This is a genomic window from Frankia sp. CcCS3, from assembly GCF_977927575.1.
On sequence record NZ_CDWRCL010000004.1, the window covers coordinates 1 to 3869 of the forward strand.

A 3869-nucleotide genomic window follows, 5' to 3' on the forward strand; every position below is an offset into this window, starting at 1 on the left:
CAGGCCCTAGTGGAGGACACCGCCGAGCTCGTCATGGACCGTCCGGGGATGGTGCGGCTCGAGGCCCGCTCGCCGAACATCGAGGGCGCTGGCGAGGTGACCCAGCGCGATCTGGTCCGCCAGGCGCTGCGCATGCGCCCGGACCGGCTGGTGCTCGGCGAGGTCCGCGGCCCCGAGGTGCTCGATCTCCTCGTCGCCCTCAACACCGGTCACGAGGGCGGGTTGAGCACCGTGCACGCCAACGACACCAGTGCGCTGCCCACCCGTCTGGAGGCTCTCGCCGCCCTCGCCGGGCTGTCCCGCCCAGCGGTCCACAGCCAGATCGCGGCAGCGATCCACACCGCCGTTCATCTTCGCCGGGAGGCCGACGGCCGCCGCCGGGTCTGCGCGATCGGGGTGTTCCGCCAGGCGGGCAGCGGACTGGTTCAGGTCGTGCCGGCCCTGGTCGTTCCTGCCTCACCTTCCCGGAACGGGCTAGCCATGCGCGCCTGCGACCCGACGCCGGCGGAGGGCCTGCCGATCCTGCGCGACCTGCTGGACGTGCGCGGTGTCTCGCTTCCAACCCTGGTCGACGCCGGGTCGCAGGTGCGGAGGCGAGCATGACCGTACTCGAGCGCGTGGGGACCGTCCCGGCAACCGTCGCAGTCACCCGGCCGAGGACCGGAACCGTGATCGGTTCGGGAATCGGCCTGGTCCTCGGTGCCGTCCTGCTCACGCTGGCCGCCGGACCGGTGGCGGCGGGCGTCGTGGCCGTGCTGCTCTGCTGTCTCGCCCGGGCGCGACGGCGGTCACGGGAGCGGCGTAGGCAGGTGGCGGTCCGCCAGTCCGCCGAAGACCTCCTCGCCGCGTTCGCGGCCGAGCTCGACGCCGGCGCACCCCAGCTCGAGGCCCTGCGCCGGGCGGCGGGCGGCATCGACGAACTCGTTGCGGCACCGACGGGACGATCGGCCTGGGTGCCCCTGGACCAGCTCGGTGCCGCGCTCGACCGGACGGAGGAGCCCGGTCCATTGTTGTGCCGCAGTGAGGCGTCATCACTGCGACAGCTCGGAGTCGCCTACCAGGTCTGCGCGGCCGTCGGCGCAAGGCTGGCTCCCGTCGCGACGATGCTCGCGGCGGTCGCCCGCGCCGACGCGGTGCGGGCGGGCGAGCTGACCTCGGCACTGGCCGGGCCCCGGTCATCCGGACGGCTGGTGGCCTCGCTCCCGCTGGCCGGAATCGTCCTGGGGTCGCTCGCGGGAGCAGCGCCGATCGCGGTGTTGCTGGGCACGCCGGCGGGGATCGGATGCCTGCTCGTGGGCGGGCTCGCCGACCTGGTCGGAGTCCGCTGGCTTCGCCGCTTGGCGGACGGCGTGGAGCGACGGGGAGGGCCGGTAGCCGTGGATGCAACGGGCGTCGCGCCCCCGACCTCCGCCGCGGGGCACGACCGGTTCCTCGCCGACTTTCCCCTGGCGCTGGACCTGATCGCGGCGTGTCTGCGCAGCGGGGGGACCATCGTGTCGGCGGTGCGGGCCGTCGGCGCCGCCACCGGTGGTGTGTTGGGCGCGGAACTGTGCTCCGTAGGCGATGCACTCGCGGCGGGCGCCACGGTGGGCGCCGCCTGCGAGCGACTGGTGGCCGCGAGTCATGCTCCCCAGCTCACCGACCGGTTGCCCGGATGGGCTCGCCGCGGACGCGTGACCCCGCCATCCCGGCGGGCCAGGATGGTGCGGGCAGCGATCATGGCGCTCGATCGCGCGGAGACGTCCGGGGCGAAGCTCGCCGCCACTCTCACCCGACTGGCCGATCGTGCCAGGGACGAAGCCCACGCGGAGAGCATCGCCGCGGCTCGTCGGGCAGGTGTCCTGGCGGTCGCGCCCCTGGGCCTGTGCTTCCTTCCCGCTTTTCTCCTGCTCGGAGTGGTCCCCATGGTCCTCGGATCCGTCCCCGCGCTGTTGCCGGCCTGAAGTCCCGATCATCCAGCTGCCACCGCGGCGCCGAGCATCCAGGCCTGACCCATCGCTCGATCCCGATCCTCCCCTGTCCCGGAGGTAGTTCTCATGTTCCTGGCAGCCCGCTCCTCGTGCCGACGCCTGTCACGATGGCCGGTGTCCCGGCGGCTCCTCAGCGTGTGGCGCCCGGCCGTCCAGGCCCGCGACCACGGCATGTCCACCGCCGAGTACGCGGTCGGCACGCTTGCGGCCGTGGCGTTCGCCGGCGTCCTCTACGCGGTGGTGTCAAGCTCCGCGACCCGGTCGCTGGTCTCCTCGGTGGTGCAGCGCGCGCTGACCGTGGCGTTCTGAGCGCGGCCGTGATGCCTGTGCGCTCCTCCCAGCGGCCGCCGCGGCCGGTGACCCGTCGACGTGGGAGATCCGTCCGCGGGCCGGACCGCGGCCAGGCCACCGCCGAGCTCGCGATCGGCCTGCCCTCACTGTTCGTCGTCTTCTTCCTGGCCGCCTGGATGCTCGGTGCCGTCGCAGCCCAGGCCCGATGCGCCGACGCGGCACGCATCGGCGCCCGCTTGGCTGCCAGGGGGGAGCCGGATTCGGCCGTGCATACCGTGGTGATCCAGGCGGCACCCGTCGGCTCCACCGTGACGCTGCACCGTGGCGCGGGTCGGCTCGAGGTACAGGTGTCGGTGCACGTCGGTGGCATCGGCGTCAGCCGGCTGGTTCCCGGCATCGAGGTGGCGGCGCGGGCCGTCACCCCCGTCGAAGCGACGGCCGATCTTCCGTCCGATGCCCCCACCGGATGCCCGGCCCGGATGGCGTCGTGAGCGGGACGCGCCGGCTGAGGACGCTGCCGACCGTCACGCCGGGGGTAGCGCCGTCCGCCGCGGCCCCCGATGCAGGGTCCGCGACGGTATGGCTGCTGGCCGTCCTGTTCGCGCTGCTCTCGCTGGTGAGCGTCGCGTTCACCGTGACGGTGATCAGCACGGTCCGGCAGCGGGCCGCTGGAGCGGCGGATCTCGCCGCCCTCGCGGCCGCAGCGATGCCGCCCACCAACCAGCGGACGATGTGCGCGCGGGCCGACGAGGTCAGCGCAGCCAACGGGGCGCGGCTGGCGGCCTGCCGGGTCGACGGCAACGCCGTCGAGGTGACGGTCCTCGCGCGCCTACCGGCGGTACTCGGCCCGCTCCCGGAGCTGTCCGCCCGTGCCCGTGCCGGGCCGTGGGGAGGAGCGGAGGGTGTCTACTTCCCAGTCGGCGTGGACGACCCGGTTCCGGAACGGACGCCCTCGCGAGGTTGGGCGGCGCCACTCGCCGCATCACCGCCACTGTCACGGCGCCGCAGATCAGCGACGCGGGCGACGATCCGGTCACCCCGGTGGGGATGGGTGATGATCTGGCCCGAGGACGCTGCAGTGGGAGCAGTCGCGGGCATCGGAGCGGTCGCGGAGGCCGGACGCGCCTGGGGCGGGGCCGTCCGGGTTCGTGCCCCGCCGGTGTCGGCTTCGACGGACCGGGGGGCGCTGGTGGCGGGCGCGGCTGGCGCGGAACGCACCAGCGCCTCCATCTCCCGGGCGCGCTGGCGTTCCATCCGGTGGCGGCGGCGATCCCGCGCGAGGCCCTGCAGGAAGAGCTGCACGCCGGCCGCTACCAGCACTCCCGTTACCAGGCCGAGGACGAACAGGCCCCAGATGTCGAACGAGAGCATCTGCCCCATGATCAGGACATCGGTGTGGCCGCTGTTCTCCAACACGAGATCCGCGGTGAGAACTCCAGCCACCAGCAACAGCACGACACCGACGGTTACCACCGAGACCTCCAAAACCATGGACGTTGGCATAAACGACGGAGAAAAGCCGATCTGGTCGACATACCCGGGTCCGGTCGCGGGGGAACCACGCCGCGGCGAAGTGGTCACGGGGCTAGCCGATCATGGGGGACGTAA

5 protein-coding genes and 1 pseudogene are annotated in these 3869 nt (G+C 73.4%); 5 read left to right on the plus strand and 1 reads right to left on the minus strand.

What is annotated here, in order from left to right:
* The 5 genes and pseudogenes from AC08OQ_RS00755 to AC08OQ_RS00775 form a co-directional block, all read left to right on the plus strand.
* Positions 1–603: ATPase, T2SS/T4P/T4SS family (locus tag AC08OQ_RS00755; RefSeq protein ID WP_476611862.1), on the plus strand; the 603-nt coding region annotated here is incomplete at its 5' end.
* Entirely contained in the window at positions 600–1943 is a 1344-nt protein-coding gene (locus AC08OQ_RS00760; RefSeq protein WP_476602074.1) for a type II secretion system F family protein, read from the plus strand. The genes AC08OQ_RS00755 and AC08OQ_RS00760, both read left to right, overlap by 4 nt.
* A gap of 141 nt (positions 1944–2084) precedes the next feature.
* Positions 2085–2279: a DUF4244 domain-containing protein gene (locus AC08OQ_RS00765; protein WP_041258051.1), complete on the plus strand. Its 195-nt coding sequence runs from the start codon at positions 2085–2087 to the stop codon at positions 2277–2279.
* Positions 2280–2290: 11 nt separating this feature from the next.
* Positions 2291–2752: a TadE family type IV pilus minor pilin gene (locus AC08OQ_RS00770; RefSeq protein ID WP_462202813.1), complete on the plus strand. Its 462-nt coding sequence runs from the start codon at positions 2291–2293 to the stop codon at positions 2750–2752.
* Positions 2728–3135 (plus strand): annotated as a pseudogene (locus AC08OQ_RS00775) (Rv3654c family TadE-like protein); the annotation flags it as partial. The gene AC08OQ_RS00770 and the pseudogene AC08OQ_RS00775, both read left to right, overlap by 25 nt.
* Before the next feature lie 32 nt (positions 3136–3167).
* On the opposite strand, the gene AC08OQ_RS00780 reads toward AC08OQ_RS00775, so the two are convergent.
* Positions 3168–3734 carry a hypothetical protein gene (locus tag AC08OQ_RS00780; RefSeq protein ID WP_476602076.1) on the minus strand — a complete coding sequence of 189 codons (567 nt, stop codon included), beginning with the start codon at positions 3732–3734 and terminating at the stop codon, positions 3168–3170.
* Between the last annotated feature and the right edge of the window lie 135 nt (positions 3735–3869).